Genomic DNA, 16,277 nt, shown 5'->3' on the forward strand with positions numbered 1-16,277 from the left:
TCCTTACCACTCACGACCCCCGCATGGGCGGCCCGCGCTCAGGCCGCCACCGGTGTCCACAGTGAGTCGATGGTCCGTTCGGCTTCGGCCTGGCTGGCGTCGGCCAGCGGGATCAGGTCCGCCATCGCCGGGTTGACCTTCGCCAGGGTCAGCTCGGCGGTGACGAACCGCGGTTCGAGTCCGGTCATGGACACGCCGTGCGTGATCCAGCTCTGGGCGTGGTCCCAGCCCTCGCGCGGGGTCCCTTCGCCGTAGCCGCCGCCGCGCGAGGCCAGGACGATGAAGTCCCGCCCGCCGAGCAGGCCCTCGCGGGTCTCGGCGTCGATCGAAAGCCCGGGCACGATCAGGTGGTCCACCCAGGACTTGACCGTGCTCGGCGCCCCGAAGTTGTAGAGCGGCAGACCCAGCAGGATGGTGTCGGCGGCCTTGACCTCGTCGATGAGCGCGGTGATGAGCCGCCAGGCTTCGGCCTGCTCCGGGGTGTGCTGTTCCGGAGGTGCCGACCTGGCCGCGTTGCTCGCCGCGTCGAAATGGGGCAGCGGTTCGGCGCCCAGGTCGCGGTAGGTGACGGTGCCCTCCGGATGCGCCGCGCGCCAGGCCGCGGCCGCCCGCGCGGTGAGACGGCGGCTGGCCGAGTGCTCGCCCGTGATGCTCGAGTCGATGTGCAGCAGATGCGTCATACTGATTATCTTGCACAGATAGTTTGTGTAACGCAAACCATTGATGCTGTGATGGCCATTATGTGGGAACGTACACTTGACGAGTGTCCGAACTTCCGGTCGTGAACCAGCCCCCGCATCGCTGCGGTGCGCTGCTCGACCACGTCACCCGCCGGATCCGGCTGCGCAGCGAGTCGGTCCTGGCCCCGCTCGGCCTGCGGCCGCGGCATCTCGTCGCGCTGACCGTGCTGCGCGATCTCGCGGGTTGCTCGCAGCAGGACCTCGCGAAGACGCTGGAGATGGACAGCACGAACGTCGTCGGCCTGCTCAACGACCTCGAGTCGGCGAACCTGATCGAACGACGGCGCTCACCGGAGGACCGGCGGCGGCACATCGTCGAACTCACCGACGTCGGCGCCAAGCAACTCGCCAAGGCGGAGTTCGCCCTCGCCGGAGTCGAGGACGACGTGCTCGGCGCGCTGGACGTCGATCAGCGCGAGGCGCTGTACAACCTGCTGTACCAGGCGACCAGCCGGACCGAGACCGGCGCCTGCGTCGAAGCCGCCCACATCGACGATTGCTGATCAGCGGTAGGCCGAACCTGGGATAATCCCCGGGTGAGAGACGCGAGGAGAAGTCTGACGGCCGCCCTGACTGTTCTCCTGCTCGCCGGCTGCGCGGGCGGCGAACCTCAGCAGCCGCCCGCCAAACCCGTCTACGACCTGCCCGCGCGGGAGGTCCGGCCGGACGAGACCGCGCTGCACCTGCCGCCCGCCCTCAACGGCGAGACCGAGTTCTCGCTGATCGGGCTGGCCGCCGGACTTCCCAGCCTCAGCGGCAGTCATACCGAGTTCGAGGCGAAGGGCCAGTTCGTCCGGCTCCGGCTGGTGGTGACCGGAAAAGGCGTGTCCGGAATCCTCTTCGACACCCGGCGCCAGCAACTCGTCACCGATTCGGGCGCCGTGATCGCGGTCGACAACCAGGCCATGACGATCAAGCGGCAGCCCGACAAGTTCGAACTGGGACGCGGCGTCCGGGTCGAGTTCGACCTCTACTTCGATCTCCCCAAGGCGGCGAAACCCTTGGTACTGCGGGCTTTCGGTGGCCCGACGTTGACCGACATGAAGAACCTCACCGGCACCGACATCAAGCTGGCATAGCTGTGTCCAACAAAGAGAGGGGCCCCGCCGCGGAAGCGACGGGGCCCTTCCCGAAAAGGCGTCAGACGCCGAGGTCGCCACCGAGGTAGGCGGCCCGCACCTGCGGGTCGTCCAGCAGCTCGGCACCGCGGGCGCTCTTGACCACTGCACCGGTCTCCAGCACGTACGCGCGGTCGGAGAGCTTCAGCGCCTGCTGCGCGTTCTGCTCCACCAGCAGGACCGTGGTCCCGCGCTTGTTGATCTCGCGGATGATGTCGAAGATCTGCGCGATCAGCATCGGCGCCAGGCCCATGGACGGCTCGTCGAGCAACAGCACCTTGGGCTTGGTCATCAGCGCGCGGCCGATGGCGATCATCTGCTGCTCGCCACCGGACATCGTGCCGCCGAACTGGGTCTTGCGTTCGTTCAGCCGCGGGAACAGCTCGTAGACCTCGTCGAGGTCGGCCTTCAGGTCGTCCTTCCGGGTGTAGGCACCCATAAGGAGGTTCTCCTGCACCGTCATCCCGGGGAACACACCCCGGCCTTCCGGTGACTGGCCGATCCCGAGCTCGACCCGCTTGTGCCCGGGGGTCTTCGAGATGTCCTTGCCGTCGAAGAGGATCCGGCCGCTGGTCAGCGGACGCAGGCCCGAGATCGTCTTCAGCGTCGTGGTCTTGCCCGCACCGTTGGCCCCGATGAGCGAAACGATCTCGCCCTCGCCGACCTCGATGCTCATTCCCTTGAGCGCGGCGATCTTCCCGTAGTGGACGTTGATGTCCTGAACCTCAAGAAGCATCTTCCGCCACCCCCAGGTAAGCCTCGATCACCTTTTGGTTGTTCTGCACCTCGTGGGGGAGCCCTTCTGCGATCTTCTGGCCGAAGTCGAGCACGGCCAGCCGGTCGGCGATCTGCATGACCAAGCCCATGTCGTGCTCGATGAGCAGCACGGTCCGGCCGTCATCGCGGATCTTGCGGATCAACTGCTGCAACGAGTTCTTCTCCGCCGGGTTCATGCCGGCGGCGGGCTCGTCGAGCAGCAGCAGCTTCGGATCGGTCGCGAGCGCACGCGCGATCTCCAGACGGCGCTGGTCGCCGTAGGAGAGGTTCTTCGCGGTGTTGTGCTCGACCCGTCCGATGCCGACGAAGTCCAGCAGTTCCCTCGCCAGTTCCCGGCCGCGCTTTTCTTCCTTACGGTGCCTGGGCAGGCCCAGCGTCGCGGTGATCGCCCCGGTCTTGTGCTGTGAGTCGGCACCCACCATCACGTTCTCCAGCGCCGACATGTTGTGGAACAGCCGGATGTTCTGGAACGTGCGGGCGATCCCGGCCTTGTTGACCTTGAAGCGCTTCATCCCGTCGACCTGGCTGCCGTTGAAGAGCACCTGGCCTTCGGTCGGCTGGTAAACGCCGGTGACCACGTTGAACACCGTGGTCTTGCCCGCGCCGTTCGGCCCGATCAGAGCGAAGATCTCGCCCTGGTTGATGGAGAGGTTGACTTCCTTCAAGGCCGTGACGCCACCGAAGCGCATCGTCACGTTGTCGAATTCGAGCAACGCGCTCATTTCGTCACCTCCGCCGAAGCCTCGGAATCCGGACCCGCGACTTCGGCGCCCATGGCACCCATCCCGCCCGTTCCTTCTCTTAGTTCCGCCTTGCGTTGCCGCGACGGCAGCAGACCCTCCGGCTTGAGCGCCATCATCAGCACGAGCACGCCACCGAAGACCAGGATCCGGTACTCGGCGAAGTCACGGAACCGTTCTGGGAGCCAGGCGACCAGGAACGCGCCCAGGATCACGCCGGGCAGGTTTCCCGCTCCACCGAGCACGACGGCCGCGAGGATGGTCGCCGACAGGATGAACGGGAAGTTCTCCGGCGCGATGAACACGGCCTTGCTGGCGTGGACACCGCCCGCGAGCCCGCCGAGCATGGCGCCGATGGCGAACGCCAGCAGCTTGAACTTGAACGTCGGGACGCCCATGAGTTCGGCGGCGTCCTCATCCTCGCGAATCGCGGCCCAGGCCCGGCCGACGCGGCTCTTCTGCAGCCGCACCGAGAAGATGATCGCGATCACGATCGCAGCCAGGATCAGGTAGTAGTAAGGCGCCGCGTCCAGGAGGAACTCCGTGCCGAGCAGCGGCTCCGGGTGCGGGATGTTGGTGATGCCGCGGGCTCCGCCGATGGCGTCGGTGTTGTTCGCGGTGATCCGGACGATCTCACCGAAACCGAGGGTGACGATCGCCAGGTAGTCACCGCGAAGCCGGAGAGTCGGTGCACCGAGGATGACTCCGGAAATCGCCGCGAGGACGATGCCGACCAGGAACGTGGGCCAGACGAACCAGCCGTAGTTCGTGCCCATCGTTGCCAGGGTGTAGGCGCCGATCGCGAAGAACGCGACGAAACCGAGGTCCAGCATCCCCGCGTGGCCGACCACGATGTTGAGGCCGATCGCCAGCAGGATGTAGATCCCGATCGGGAAGATCAGGACGTTCGTCCAGTCCGAGTCCGGGGACATGAACGAACCGATCGCCGGCGCGGGCAGGATCAGCGCGAAGACGATCAGGGCGAGGTAAACGCCATAGCGCTGCCAATGCGGAGCGCGGGCCCACCAGTCCCGAAGACCATCGACGGGGTGAAACCCGGAGCGCGCGGGCTTTCCGTTTTCTGTAGACACTTCTTCGTTGCCCTTCATGCGCGTGCCCGCTGTAGCGATTCACCGAGGATGCCGGTGGGTCGGAACATCAGGACCAGCACCAGTACCACGAAGGCGGTGACGTCCTTCCATGCTGAACCGAAGAAGATGGAACTCCAGTTCTCCACCAGCCCCAGGACGATGCCACCGAGCAGAGCGCCGCGCAGGTTTCCGATACCTCCCAGCACGGCCGCGGTGAACGCCTTGATACCGAGGAGGAAGCCGATGCGGTAGTCGGTGTTCTCGTACTCCATGACGTACAGTGCCGCGGCGATACCGGCCATCGCACCACCGAGAAGGAAGGTGAGGCGCACGATCTTGTCGATGCTGACACCCATCAGCACGGCGGCTTCGGGATCCTGTGCGGTGGCACGGATACCGCGGCCGATGCGGGTGCGGCTGACCAGCTGGTCGAGCACGACCATCATGATCACGGCACCGACGACGACGAACACGTGGTCCGTGCGGACCACGCCGTTGCCGATGTGGAACAGCTCCTCGTGCGGGATGAACCGTGGCGCGTTCTGTTGCACACGGCCGGATTTCCCGGTGATCCATTCGATGATCTCGAGGCCGAACAGTTCCTGCAGGAACAGCGAGGCGCCGATGGCGGAGATCAGGGCGGCCAGGCGGGTCGCGCCCTTCTTGCGGAGCGGCCGATAGGCCACTTGCTCCAGCAGGACCGCCGCACCACCGGACACGGCTGCCGAAGCGATGATGATCAGCAGCAGGACGGCGATCATCCCGAACACGCCGAGCGTGATCGGGGCGGTGCCGCCCGCGATGGTGATCAGGATGAACAGGGACGTGACCGTCCCGATCATGAAGATTTCGGAATGTGCGAAGTTGATGAGCCGGAGCACGCCGTAGACCATTGTGTAGCCGAGGGCGATGAGGGCGTAGATGCTTCCGGCGACCAGTCCGCCGATGGTACTACCGAGGAACTGGGCTTGCAGATCTTGAAGCATGACGTGGATGCCTTACGGGACGGGGCGGATTCTTTCGCCACATTTGCGGGAAGCGGGGGTGCTGTCGCACAGCGCCCCCGCTTCCGTTAGGTGTTCCTACCTGCTCCGTCAGCCGTTGAGCTTGGCTTCGGTCGAGACACCGAGGTTCTTGAGGACGCCGCCGGTGACCTGGTAGACGTTGATCGCGTCCGTGGACGGTTCGCCGTTCTCCTTGAACTTGATCTGCTTCGAGGCACCCTTGAAGTCGATCGTCTTGAGGGCCTCGTTGATCTTCTCCGAGGTGGTGTTGCCCGCCTTGACCGCGTTGATGATGGCGGTCGCGGCGTCGTAGCCCTCGCTCGAGTAGATCGCCGGGTCGACGTTGAACGCGGCCTTGTACTTGGTGCTGAACTCGTCGGTGGAGCCGGCGTCCGGGATGTTGCACGGGCAGCCGACGACGGCCTTCTCGGCGGCCGCGGCACCCGCACCGCTGACCAGCTGGGCGTCGAGCGAACCGTCACCGGTCGCGAAGGTGGCGGTCACGCCGCCGTCACGCAGCTGCTTGAGCAGACGGCCACCCTGAGCGTAGTAGCCACCGAAGAGGATGATGTCCGGGTTCGCGGCCTTGACCTTCTGCACGGTCGAGGAGTAGTCCGACGCGTCCTTGGCGAACTTGTCGCGCTCGCTCGGGACGTTCTTTTCCTTCAAGGTCTTCTCGAAGTTGTCGGCCAGGCCGACACTGTATTCCTGGTCGTCCGAGATGACGTACGCCTTCTTGGGCGACTTCGCCGTGATGAGGAAGTTGGCGATGGCCGGGCCCTGGCTGGCGTCGCTCGCGACGACACGGTGCCAGTACTTCCAGCCGTTCGCGGAAAGGCCCGCGTTGGTGGCCGACGGCGAGACACTCGGGATCTTGTTCTGCTCCAGCTGACCGCCGATGGCCTTCGACTCACCGGAGAAGGCCGGGCCGATCAGCGCGGTGATCTTGTCCTGGCCGACGGCGGTCGCGATCAGCGACGTCGCCTGCTCGGGCTTGCCCTGGCTGTCGTACTCCTTCAGTTCCAGCTTGGTAGCCGGATTCGTCTTGTTGTACTCGTCGATAGCGAGCTTCGCGCCGTTGCGGGGCGGGATCACGATCCCGGAGTTCTCACCGGTGAGGTCACCCATGAACCCGATCTTCAGCGTGCTGCTGTCACCGCTGCCGGACGAGCTGCTGCCGCCAGCGCAGCCTGCCAGCGCAAGCGACGCAGCCGCCGCGACGGCGAAAACCCGTCCAAAACGCACTCCTGACACCGACTACCTCCCATGACCAACCAGCCGCCGGTAGGCGTTGCCCCCGACACAGGGGCTAGGTTAGGGACGGAAGATATCCCCCTCCGCCATGATCTGCCCAGACGCCCATCACTCTGTGTCCACATCGTGACGGTCGAAACCAGAACGAATTGCACGAAAAGGCGAATGTTGCCGGTTGACGAGTCTCCGCTGGTCACGCTGGGGATTCACCGCTACCACCTCGATCATGCTTGTGGGTAATGATCATGTTTCGGGCGCGTATCTTGCGCCCTTTCCCGTCGCCGAGGGCGTCCGTTCGTCGTAGCAATGCTGCCCCAAAGGGCGTCAATCGTGCCCTCCCTTCTCTTCCTCCATGACAACCGATGGTTGTCATGGAGGCCGGAACGGCTGTTGGATCAGCACCCTGACCTCGCGGTTAGCTGTTCCCAGAGCCGGAAAGACCGAGAGGACCTGGGAGAATGACGATGAGCATCGAACTGGACGGGGCGATCGAAGGCGTGGCGGCGGGGGTCCCGTTCGTGGCACTGCCGCCGTCGGACAAGGAGCGCCCGGCGCCGCTGGTGCTCACCTGGCATCTGCTGGGCGCGCCGTTCAGCGAGGCGGCCATGGCGGCGGCGCTGCCGATGCGGGAACTGCACGCGTGGCGGGTGCACCTCGGGTTGCCGCTGACCGGGAAACGGTTCCCGGAAGGCGGTTTCGAGGGCTTCTTCCGCCTCGCGAGCGAGGACAACGTGCTCAACGTCGTCGAGCCGCTCACGAAGCAGGTCGAGGCGGAGTTTCCCGCCGCGGTGGCGGAACTGCGCTCACGGTTGTCCATTGAGGACGGTCCGGTCGGGCTGGTCGGCGGTTCGCAGGGCGGCGGGGTCGCGCTGCAGATGCTGACCCACACCGAGATCGAAGTGGCGGCGGCCGCCCTGGTGAACCCGGTGACCCAGCTGGCGCCGGTGATCGCCGCGAACGAGCGGGTCTACGACGTCACCTACCCCTGGTCGGACCGGTCCCGCGCGGTCGCGAACGAGTACGACTACGTGCGCCGGGCCGGGGAACTGACCGCGCCGGTACTGCTCGTCATCGGCGGGGAGGACGACGTCTCGATCACGGAACCGGCCGAAGCACTGCACAAGGTGCTGGGGGAGCAGCGATCCGAACTCGTCACCATCCCGGGGATGGCGCACGAATTCGCCGAGGCTCCGGGGCTCGAACCCGCTCCGCAGACGGAACACGCGAAGCTGGTCGATGCCGAGCTCACGCGCTGGTTCGCCCGGCACCTAGCGGTCTGAGGTCGTCGTCCGGGAGCCACGACCGCTCGGGATCGTAGGCGCACCAACCCTCTTCGTGGCTGGTCCGGCCCGCGAGCGCCAGCAGGCGCCGCAGGGCCGGGCCTTCGCCCCGCCGCCACACCACCGACCAGGGGAACAGCGGCGACGGCTCGAAGGGCAGGACCGCCAGGTTGAGATCGGAGGCGAGGTCCATGTCGGCGCCGGCGAGGGTGACCCGCTGCTTCCCGTAGCGGGTCTGTTCCAGAGTGTGCCGGAGGTCGTAGCTGACTCCGGAGTCGTCGATCGGAACGTCGAATTCTTTGCATAGGCGTTGCAAATAAGAAAGCCATTCGACCGGGCCGCCCAATTGCGGGATCCAGATGCCTTCGCTTCGGAGATCGGACAGTTTCAGCACTTCGTTGCCGGCCAGCGGATGTTCCGGGGCGAGAAGGGCGACCAGCGGCTCGAGCCGGAGGAGCCGGTGTTCGAGTTCCGCGGGTACTTCGCGGCCGAGGTCCGCGACGCGGCCGAACGCGAGGTCGATCTCGCCTCGGACCAGCGGGTCGAGGGCGTTGGCCAGTCCGCGCCCGGCGATCCGTTCGACGGCGAGCGCGGGGTCGCGCTGGGCGATGCGCCGCAGCATGTACATCGGCGAGAGGCGCGGGTCGATGACGTCGAGGCGGGGTGGGCGGTCCTGCAGGCCCATCGCGGCGACGGCGGCGTCCGCCGCGCGGATCAGCTCGCGCGCGTGCGGAAGGAAACGGCCTCCGTCGGAGGTCAGCTCGACGGACCGGTTGGTGCGCCGGAAGAGCGGGACCGACAGGGCGTCCTCGAGCTTCCGGATCCGTTTCGACAGTGCCTGCTGGGTGAGGAACAGGGATTCTGCCGCGCGACCGAAATGGCCGTGGTCCGCGGTCGCGACGAACGCGCGCACCTGAGCGGTGTCGAGATCCACGTGCACCGTCCTTCCTGCCCGGACGAGACGAACGGGACTCTCAGTGCAGAGTTTGCCCTGAAAGTCCCGTTCGGTTCACGCGGAGCCCCCACTCTGTACTCGCGCCCTCCTGCCCGAAGTGCATGAAGGCCCCCTTCCCTACCCTCAAGGTAGTGAAGGAGGCCTTCACGGACATCCGAACCGGGGATCAGGCGCCCGGCGGGCGTTCCCGCACCACGCAGGTCAGCCGCGCCGTGCAGGAGCGGCGCCCCTGGTCGTCGGTCAGCACGATCTCGGCGGTGACGGTCCCGCGTCCGACGTGCACCGGGGTCGCGACGCCGGTCACCCGTCCGGAACGGACCGCCCGGTGGTGGGTGCACGAGAGTTCGAGCCCCATCGTCGCCTTGTCGGTGCCGGCGTTGAGCGCGCAGACCATGGAGCCGAGCGCTTCGGCGACGACGGCGTTGGCCCCGCCGTGGAGGAGGCCGTAAGGCTGGAGATTGCCCTCTACCGGGATGCTGCCCACGACACGTTCGGGACCGAATTCGCTGATCTCGAGCCCGAGCTTGTCGTTGAGCTGCTGGCCGGCGAAGGCCGGGTCGATCCCGGCGAAGGATTCGAGGGCTTGTTCGGTCACGCAGAGCTCCTTAAACGACACGACAGGTAGGACTGTCAGACCCTCACCCTAGACTCGCTCCCGTGAGCCCGAGTGAGAACACGACCGTTGCCAACGCCACACCTGCCACCGCACAGGCCGAGCGGCCCAAGCTGCTGCTGATCGACGGCCATTCGATGGCGTATCGCGCGTTCTTCGCGCTGCCCGCGGAGAACTTCAAGACGAAGACCGGGCAGACGACGAACGCGGTGTTCGGGTTCACCTCGATGCTCATCAACCTGTTGCGCGACGAAGCGCCGACCCACCTCGCGGTGGCGTTCGACCTTTCCCGCAAGACGTTCCGCTCGGAGACGTTCAAGGAGTACAAGGCCAACCGCAGCGCCACCCCGGACGAGTTCAAGGGCCAGGTCGGGCTGGTCGAGGACGTGCTCAAGGTCCTCGGCATCCCCGCGCTGACCAAGGAGAACTACGAAGCCGACGACGTCATCGCCACGCTCACGACACAGGCGACCGCCGAAGGCTTCGACGTCCTCATCTGTACGGGCGACCGTGACGCGCTCCAGCTGGTGACCGACCAGGTCACCGTGCTGTACCCGAAGCGCGGCGTGTCGGAGATGACCCGGTTCACCCCGGAGGCGGTCGAGGAGAAGTACGGCCTCACCCCGGCCCAGTACCCGGATTTCGCCGCGCTGCGCGGCGACCCCTCGGACAACCTGCCGAGCATCCCCGGCGTCGGCGAGAAGACGGCCGCGAAGTGGATCAGGCAGTTCGGCTCCTTCAACGAGCTGATCGACCGGGTCGACGAGGTCAAGGGCAAGGTCGGCGACGCGCTGCGCGAGCACCTCGGCGCCGTGATGCTGAACCGCCAGCTCACCGAACTGATCCGCGACGTCGAGCTGGAGCTCGGCCCGACAGGTCTCGAGCTGCGCCCATGGGATCGCGAAGCCGTCCACGCACTGTTCGACGAGCTCGAGTTCCGCGTCCTGCGTGACCGTCTCTTCGCCACCCTGCAGAGCGCCGAGCCCGAGGCCGAAGAAGGCTTCGAGGTCAGCGGCGCGAAGCTCGCTCCGGGCGCGCTCGCGGGCTGGCTTTCCGCACACGCCGGGCAGGGCGAGCCGGTCGGCGTGGCGTTCCGTACCACCGGCGCCTCGGTCCGCTCGGACCTGAGGGCCATCAGCTTCGCGGCGCCGGACGGCGAAGGCGCTTATGTCGACGTCACCGAGATGGACGCCGAGGACGACAAGGCCCTCACCGCCTGGCTCGCCGACGAGAAGATCCAGAAGATCGGTCACGAGCTCAAGGTCCCGCTGCACGCCGTCCGCGCGCGCGGCTGGGCGTTCGCCGGGCTCGTCATGGACACCGCGCTCGCGGCGTACCTGGTCCGGCCTGGGCAGCGCACCTTCGAGCTCGACGACCTGGCCCTGCGGTACCTGCACCGCGAGCTGCGTTCCGAGGCCGACACCGGTGACGGACAGCTCTCCCTGCTCGACGGCGGTGGCGCCGAGGACCTGGAGCTGAAGGAGATCCAGGCCGAGCTGGTCAAGGCCCGCGCGGTCGCCGAGCTGGCGGGCGCGCTGACCAAGGAGCTCGAGGAACTCGGCGGCGCGCAGCTGCTCGTCGAGCTGGAGCTGCCGCTGCTGCAGGTGATCACCGGACTCGAAGCCGCGGGGATCGCGGTCGACATCGAGCACCTGACGAATCTGGAATCCCACTACCTCAGCCGGGTCACGCAGGCCGCGGACGAGGCGTACGCGGTCATCGGCAAGCAGGTCAACCTCGGTTCGCCGAAGCAGCTGCAGGTGATCCTGTTCGACGAGCTCGGCATGCCGAAGACCAAGCGCACCAAGACCGGTTACACCACCGACGCCGAGGCTCTGCAGAGCCTGTTCGAGAAGACCGAGCACCCGTTCCTGCAGCACCTGCTGGAGCACCGGGACGCGACCCGGCTGCGCACCACGGTCGAGGGCCTGATCAAGTCGGTCGCCGACGACGGCCGCATCCACACCACGCTGCTGCAGACGATCGCGGCCACCGGGCGGCTCTCGTCGGTCGACCCGAACCTGCAGAACATCCCGATCCGCACCGAGGAAGGCCGCCGCATCCGCGACGCGTTCGTCGTCGGGGACGGGTACGCCGAGCTGATGACGGCGGACTACAGCCAGATCGAAATGCGGATCATGGCGCACCTCTCGCAGGACGAAGGGCTGATCCAGGCCTTCAACAGCGGTGAGGACCTGCACACGTTCGTGGCGTCGCGCGCGTTCTCGCTCCCGCCGGAGGAGATCACGCCGGAACTGCGGTTCCGGGTCAAGGCGATGTCGTACGGCCTCGCGTACGGGCTTTCGGCGTACGGGCTTTCGCAGCAGCTGCGGATTTCGACCGAAGACGCCAAAGAACAGATGGAAGCGTATTTCTCCCGTTTCGGCGGCGTGCGCGACTACCTCCATTCCGTCGTGGGCGACGCGGCGAAGGTCGGTTACACCGAAACGATCTTCGGCCGCCGCCGGTATCTGCCGGATCTCAACAGCGACAACCGCCAGCGCCGTGAAATGGCCGAGCGGATGGCGCTCAACGCGCCCATCCAGGGCAGCGCGGCCGACATCATCAAGGTCGCCATGCTCAACGTCCACAAGGCGCTGACCGAGGCGAAGCTGAAGAGCCGGGTCTTGCTGCAGGTCCACGACGAACTCGTCCTCGAGGTCGCCGAAGGCGAGCGCGAGCAGCTGGAAGCGTTGGTGCGCCAGGGAATGGGCTCGGCGTACGAACTGGCCGTCCCGCTTGAGGTCTCGGTCGGGTACGGGCGGTCCTGGAACGACGCCGCGCATTAGGCCTCGTGAGTGGTAATGACGGTGAGAACCGTCATTACCACTCACGATCGGTAGGGTCTCCCGGGTGACTTCCGAGCGCAGACGCTGGCGGGTGCGGCTGCGCGATCATCGTGGGCGGATCCTGGGCGCCGGGACCATGCTCGACCATGAGCATCTCCTCACCTGCGCTCACGTGATCGAAGGCCACGACGACGTCACGGTGGATTTCGTGGCGCTTCCCGGTGTGGAGCCCGGAATCGCCACGATCGTCGCGCGGGCGGACCCCATCGGCGACGACGGCGGGGACGTCGCGCTGCTCCGCCTGCGGCACCCCGAGGAACAGATCACCGGCGCCCCGCTCCACCGGACGGCTCTCGAAGACAATCAGCGCGTACGCGCGTACGGCTTCCCGTCCGGTTCGGACGGCATGTGGTCGCTGGCGACCGTCGTCGGCGACGGCGGGCACGGTCTCGAGCGCGTCCAGCTGCACCGGACCCCCGACGCCGAGCCGATCACCCACGGGTTCAGCGGTTCCGCGGTGATCGCCGACCGGACCGGGCACGTCGTCGGCATGGTCGCGACCCGGTACACGACCGAGGCCGCCCGGGTCTCCTGGATGATCCCGGTCGAGACCCTGCTCGGCTACCTGCCGGAACTGCGCCGCTGGGCCGAGGGCAGCCCGGCGATCGACCCGAGTTTCGTCCACTATCCCGAACCGCCGGTGATCGACGTGCTCTTCGCCCGCGAATTCGCCAGCTGGCTCGGCGGGCACGGCCGGTCGGACGTCCGGGTGATCATCATGGGCGCGGACGATTCCGCCGTCGCGGGCTCGTTGCGCCGCGCGATCTTCCTCGCCGACCGCGAACACGGCGCGGGGCGGAGCGCGTCCGGGCCGACGGTGCCGCCGGTGGGCAGTGTCGTCCTCGCCGTCGACGCGGTCGGCAAGACCGCCGACGAGGTCCGCCGCCGCATCTCCGAACGCCTGGACGTCGCCGCGGACTCGCCCGCCGGCCGTCACGGGACCGGCCGGACCGCCGTCGTCTACGGGATCGACGAGTCGGCCGAGCCCGACGAACTCGTCGGCGAGGTGCTCCTGCCGCTGGCCCAGCGCGCGCACGAACTCGGCCTGCGGCTCGCGCTGGCCTTCCGGAAGGAGAGTTCGCCGGGGGTGAGCGTTGTCCGGTCGAGCACCGAAGTCCTGCCCGACGGCGAGGACGACATCGAGGGCCGCCTCGCTTCGCTGGAGACCCGGCTGGACGAACTCGCCCGGTTGGAGAAGGACAACCTGAGCGACGCGCCCCGGTTCTTCGACGCGCCGGAGGCCCCGGCCAGGGTGCGACGGCTGAAAGGCGCGTTGACGCAACTGCGTTCGGCGGAGCGGGACGGAGAACCCGAGTGGGTGAAACGGCATCTGCCCGCCTGTGAACGGACCGTGGCCAGAGCCGGGCAGCGGGCCCGCGACCTCCGCCGTCTCCTCGACGAGAACCTCGCCCGGCGCGCGGAACTCCGCGCCCGGCTCGACGCGTACGGCGAGATGGCCCGTAACAGCGGGCTCGTCGAGGACGTCGAACTGGACGCCGCCTACGCTCCCGCCTGGCGGAGGCTCTTCGAAGGACCGTGCGACCTCGGGGCCGCGGCGGCCGCCGTCGAGCGGTACGCGGACACCGTACGGAAACGGATCGACGGATGACGGCCTGCGAACAGGACGGTTGCGCGGGCAAGCTGGTCAAGACCGGTTTCTGCGAGTACTGCGGGCTGGCGCCCGGAGCGCCGGACGAACCCGCGCGGCCGGACAAACCGACCCTGGTGATCCTGGGCCCCGGCGAGATCCCGGCCAGGACCACCACCACGATGGTCACCCGCTCCCAGCAGATGGCGGGCCACGCGACCGCGGACGAGCGGGTCCCGCTGCCGATCGTCGAACTCCCCGACGTCGCGAGCCGTCTGCTGACCGTGCCGCACGTCCCGGAGGAGGAACGGTTCTGCGGCAAGCACGCTTGCTCCCGCACTCCGGTCGGCCGCTCGATCGGCGGCAGGCCCGCGCCGGTCGAGGGTTTCTGCCCGGTCTGCGGGACGCCCTTCTCGTTCTCGCCGAAGCTCGCGGCGGGCGACGTGGTCGACGGCCGCTATCACGTCCTCGGCTGTGTCGCCCGCGGCGGCATGGGTTTCGTCTATCTGGCAACGGATTCCGGTCTCGATGACAGGCAGGTCGCACTCAAGGGCCTGATCAACGCGAACGACACCGCCGCCGACAAGCTCGCGGAGAACGAGAGCCAGGTGCTCATCGCGCTCGAGCATCCGAACGTCGTCCGGATCCTGAACGTGGTCGAGCACGACGGCGCCCGCTACATCGTCATGGAGTTCATCGACGGTCTTTCCCTGCGGGAGATCAAGAACCGCGGCCGGGCCGGGCTGGACTCCAGCGAGGGACGGCTGCTGGTCGAGCACGTCGTGGCGTACGGCAGGGAGATCCTGACCGCGCTCGGCTACCTGCACGGCGAAGGCCTGCTGTACTGCGACATGAAGCCGGACAACGTGATCCACGGCGAGAAGCGGATCAAGCTCATCGATTTCGGCGCCATCAGGAAGATCACCGACGGCGAAAGCCCGGTCGTCGGAACCGAGCACTATCAGGTGTCCAGGGAAGAACTGAAGAAGCACGGGCTCACCGTCCGGTCCGACATCCACACCGTCGGCGTGACGTTGCGGGAACTCTTCCAGGCCAGCGACGGCTGGTCCGTCACCCCCGACGTGCGCGGCGTCCGGTTCGGCATCGAATCGTTCGGCCGCGTCCTCGACCGCGCGACCGCGCCGTTCGAGCGGCGGTTCGCGACCGCGCACGAGATGCTGGTCCAGCTCGACGGCGTACTCGGCGAGATCCTTTCCTTGCGGGACAGGCGATCCCGGCCCGCCGGGTCGACGCTGTTCACCGAAGGATCGGTGCTGCTCGACGCGGGACTCGGCCAGGCGCCGCCGCTGGAGCATTGGACACGGGGGACACCCGTCTCGCTCGGGGACCGGCCGAGCGCCGCCGAGATCGCCGTCGGTCTCCCGCTGCCGCGCGAGGATCCGGAGGACGCGCAGGCGAACTTCCTCCGCGCGGTCCGTGCCCCCGACGCGGCGCGGCTGCTGAAGAAACTCGACAAGGTGCCCGGTTCGGTCGAGGTCGGGTTCCGCCGGTGCCGCGCCTGGCTCGAACTCGGGGCGACCGTGGAGGCCACACTGGCGGTGGCGGAGTCCGAACGGCTGCTCGGCGAGCGCGCCGCCCATGACTGGCGGGTGGCCTGGCATCGCGGCCTCCTCGCGCTCGGCGCGGGCGATTTCGCGGAGGCCAAGAAAAACTTCGACGCCGTCTACCGGGACATCCCCGGTGAAGAGCCGCCCAAACTCGCGCTCGGCCTCTGCGAAGAGCACCTCAACGGCGCGGTCGCCGCCGAGCGGTACTACGACGCCTTGTGGGCGCGGGACCGGTCCCAGGTCAGTGCGGCGTTCGGGCTCGCGCGGGTCCGGCTGCTGCGGGGCAACCGCGCCGCCGCCGTCGAAATCCTCGACCAGGTCCCGGAGTTCTCGCGTTACGACGAGGCCGCGCGGATCGCCGGAGTGCGGGTGCTGTCCTCGCCGATGCCGGGGACCGGCGACCTCCCGTCGTCCGCCGAACTCGACGACGCCGTGGTCCGGCTGTCCGCTTCGGACCTCGACGGCGACGCCTTCGACAGGCTGGTCACGGCCGTGCGCGAGACCGGGCTGGCGGCGGTGCTCACCGGGCAGGACGGGATCACCGACGGCGAGATCCTGCGGTCCACCGAGACGGGTGCCCGCACGCTCCTGGACAGGTCGTACCGGCGGCTCGCCCATCACGCGCCCGGGGCTGGGCCGCACGACGTCCTGATCGATCTCGCCAATTCGGTGCGACCGGTGACTCTGGTGTGAGAGGGGA

14 protein-coding genes are annotated in these 16,277 nt (G+C 67.7%); 6 read left to right on the forward strand and 8 right to left on the reverse strand.

The window, feature by feature from the left end:
* Positions 1-38: 38 nt before the first annotated feature.
* Positions 39-680 carry an FMN-dependent NADH-azoreductase gene (locus tag ACLJRM_RS30540; RefSeq protein ID WP_101608848.1) on the reverse strand — a complete coding sequence of 214 codons (642 nt, stop codon included), beginning with the start codon at positions 678-680 and terminating at the stop codon, positions 39-41.
* Positions 681-763: 83 nt separating this feature from the next.
* Here ACLJRM_RS30540 and ACLJRM_RS30545 point away from each other — a divergent pair, with 83 nt between their 5' ends.
* Positions 764-1,243, forward strand: coding sequence for a MarR family winged helix-turn-helix transcriptional regulator (locus ACLJRM_RS30545; protein WP_101608847.1), 480 nt, complete (start codon positions 764-766; stop codon positions 1,241-1,243).
* 33 nt (positions 1,244-1,276) lie between these two features.
* Positions 1,277-1,819 (forward strand): hypothetical protein, encoded by a 543-nt coding sequence (locus tag ACLJRM_RS30550; RefSeq protein ID WP_410665021.1) that lies wholly within the window; start codon positions 1,277-1,279, stop codon positions 1,817-1,819.
* A gap of 61 nt (positions 1,820-1,880) precedes the next feature.
* Here ACLJRM_RS30550 and ACLJRM_RS30555 read toward each other — a convergent pair whose 3' ends face one another.
* The 5 genes from ACLJRM_RS30555 to ACLJRM_RS30575 form a co-directional block, all read right to left on the reverse strand.
* On the reverse strand, positions 1,881-2,594 hold the full coding sequence (locus ACLJRM_RS30555) for an ABC transporter ATP-binding protein (RefSeq protein ID WP_101608845.1): 714 nt from the start codon (positions 2,592-2,594) through the stop codon (positions 1,881-1,883).
* On the reverse strand, positions 2,584-3,357 hold the full coding sequence (locus ACLJRM_RS30560; protein WP_101608844.1) for an ABC transporter ATP-binding protein: 774 nt from the start codon (positions 3,355-3,357) through the stop codon (positions 2,584-2,586). The genes ACLJRM_RS30555 and ACLJRM_RS30560 overlap by 11 nt, the downstream gene beginning before the upstream one ends.
* Positions 3,354-4,484: a branched-chain amino acid ABC transporter permease gene (locus ACLJRM_RS30565; protein WP_101608843.1), complete on the reverse strand. Its 1,131-nt coding sequence runs from the start codon at positions 4,482-4,484 to the stop codon at positions 3,354-3,356. The genes ACLJRM_RS30560 and ACLJRM_RS30565 overlap by 4 nt, the downstream gene beginning before the upstream one ends.
* Complete coding sequence (locus ACLJRM_RS30570; protein ID WP_101608842.1) at positions 4,481-5,452, reverse strand: branched-chain amino acid ABC transporter permease; 972 nt, start codon at positions 5,450-5,452, stop codon at positions 4,481-4,483. The genes ACLJRM_RS30565 and ACLJRM_RS30570 overlap by 4 nt, the downstream gene beginning before the upstream one ends.
* Positions 5,453-5,560: 108 nt before the next feature.
* The gene (locus ACLJRM_RS30575) at positions 5,561-6,715 is read right to left on the reverse strand and encodes a branched-chain amino acid ABC transporter substrate-binding protein (protein ID WP_101608841.1); all 1,155 of its coding nucleotides are present in this window, start codon (positions 6,713-6,715) and stop codon (positions 5,561-5,563) included.
* A gap of 467 nt (positions 6,716-7,182) precedes the next feature.
* On the opposite strand from ACLJRM_RS30575, the gene ACLJRM_RS30580 reads away from it, so the two are divergent.
* Positions 7,183-8,004, forward strand: coding sequence for an alpha/beta fold hydrolase (locus ACLJRM_RS30580; RefSeq protein WP_101608840.1), 822 nt, complete (start codon positions 7,183-7,185; stop codon positions 8,002-8,004).
* Here the strand turns inward: ACLJRM_RS30580 and ACLJRM_RS30585 are convergent.
* Together ACLJRM_RS30585 and ACLJRM_RS30590 are read right to left on the reverse strand one after the other, a co-directional pair.
* A complete protein-coding gene (locus ACLJRM_RS30585; RefSeq protein ID WP_101608839.1) occupies positions 7,970-8,938 on the reverse strand; it encodes a LysR family transcriptional regulator in 969 nt (322 codons plus the stop codon). The two genes, ACLJRM_RS30580 and ACLJRM_RS30585, sit on opposite strands and share 35 nt — an antisense overlap.
* Before the next feature lie 187 nt (positions 8,939-9,125).
* Positions 9,126-9,554 (reverse strand): PaaI family thioesterase, encoded by a 429-nt coding sequence (locus tag ACLJRM_RS30590; protein ID WP_038511292.1) that lies wholly within the window; start codon positions 9,552-9,554, stop codon positions 9,126-9,128.
* Positions 9,555-9,616: 62 nt separating this feature from the next.
* On the opposite strand from ACLJRM_RS30590, the gene polA reads away from it, so the two are divergent.
* The 3 genes from polA (at position 9,617) to ACLJRM_RS30605 (ending at position 16,270) form a co-directional block, all read left to right on the forward strand.
* On the forward strand, positions 9,617-12,361 hold the full coding sequence (polA, locus tag ACLJRM_RS30595) for a DNA polymerase I (RefSeq protein WP_410665022.1): 2,745 nt from the start codon (positions 9,617-9,619) through the stop codon (positions 12,359-12,361).
* Between the two features lie 64 nt (positions 12,362-12,425).
* Positions 12,426-14,030 carry a serine protease gene (locus ACLJRM_RS30600; protein ID WP_410665023.1) on the forward strand — a complete coding sequence of 535 codons (1,605 nt, stop codon included), beginning with the start codon at positions 12,426-12,428 and terminating at the stop codon, positions 14,028-14,030.
* On the forward strand, positions 14,027-16,270 hold the full coding sequence (locus ACLJRM_RS30605) for a tetratricopeptide repeat protein (protein WP_410665024.1): 2,244 nt from the start codon (positions 14,027-14,029) through the stop codon (positions 16,268-16,270). The genes ACLJRM_RS30600 and ACLJRM_RS30605 overlap by 4 nt, the downstream gene beginning before the upstream one ends.
* Positions 16,271-16,277: the final 7 nt, after the last annotated feature.

Source organism: Amycolatopsis sp. lyj-84, assembly GCF_046549075.1.
Classification (GTDB): Bacteria; Actinomycetota; Actinomycetes; order Mycobacteriales; family Pseudonocardiaceae; genus Amycolatopsis.

Coding starts and splice junctions, on each gene's coding strand:
- ACLJRM_RS30560 (WP_101608844.1), bottom strand. CDS start 3,357: ATGAGCGCGTTGCTCGAATTCGACAACGTGACGATGCGCTTCGGTGGC.
- ACLJRM_RS30605 (WP_410665024.1), top strand. CDS start 14,027: ATGACGGCCTGCGAACAGGACGGTTGCGCGGGCAAGCTGGTCAAGACC.
- ACLJRM_RS30540 (WP_101608848.1), bottom strand. CDS start 680: ATGACGCATCTGCTGCACATCGACTCGAGCATCACGGGCGAGCACTCG.
- ACLJRM_RS30580 (WP_101608840.1), top strand. CDS start 7,183: ATGACGATGAGCATCGAACTGGACGGGGCGATCGAAGGCGTGGCGGCG.
- ACLJRM_RS30555 (WP_101608845.1), bottom strand. CDS start 2,594: ATGCTTCTTGAGGTTCAGGACATCAACGTCCACTACGGGAAGATCGCC.
- ACLJRM_RS30565 (WP_101608843.1), bottom strand. CDS start 4,484: ATGAAGGGCAACGAAGAAGTGTCTACAGAAAACGGAAAGCCCGCGCGC.
- ACLJRM_RS30570 (WP_101608842.1), bottom strand. CDS start 5,452: ATGCTTCAAGATCTGCAAGCCCAGTTCCTCGGTAGTACCATCGGCGGA.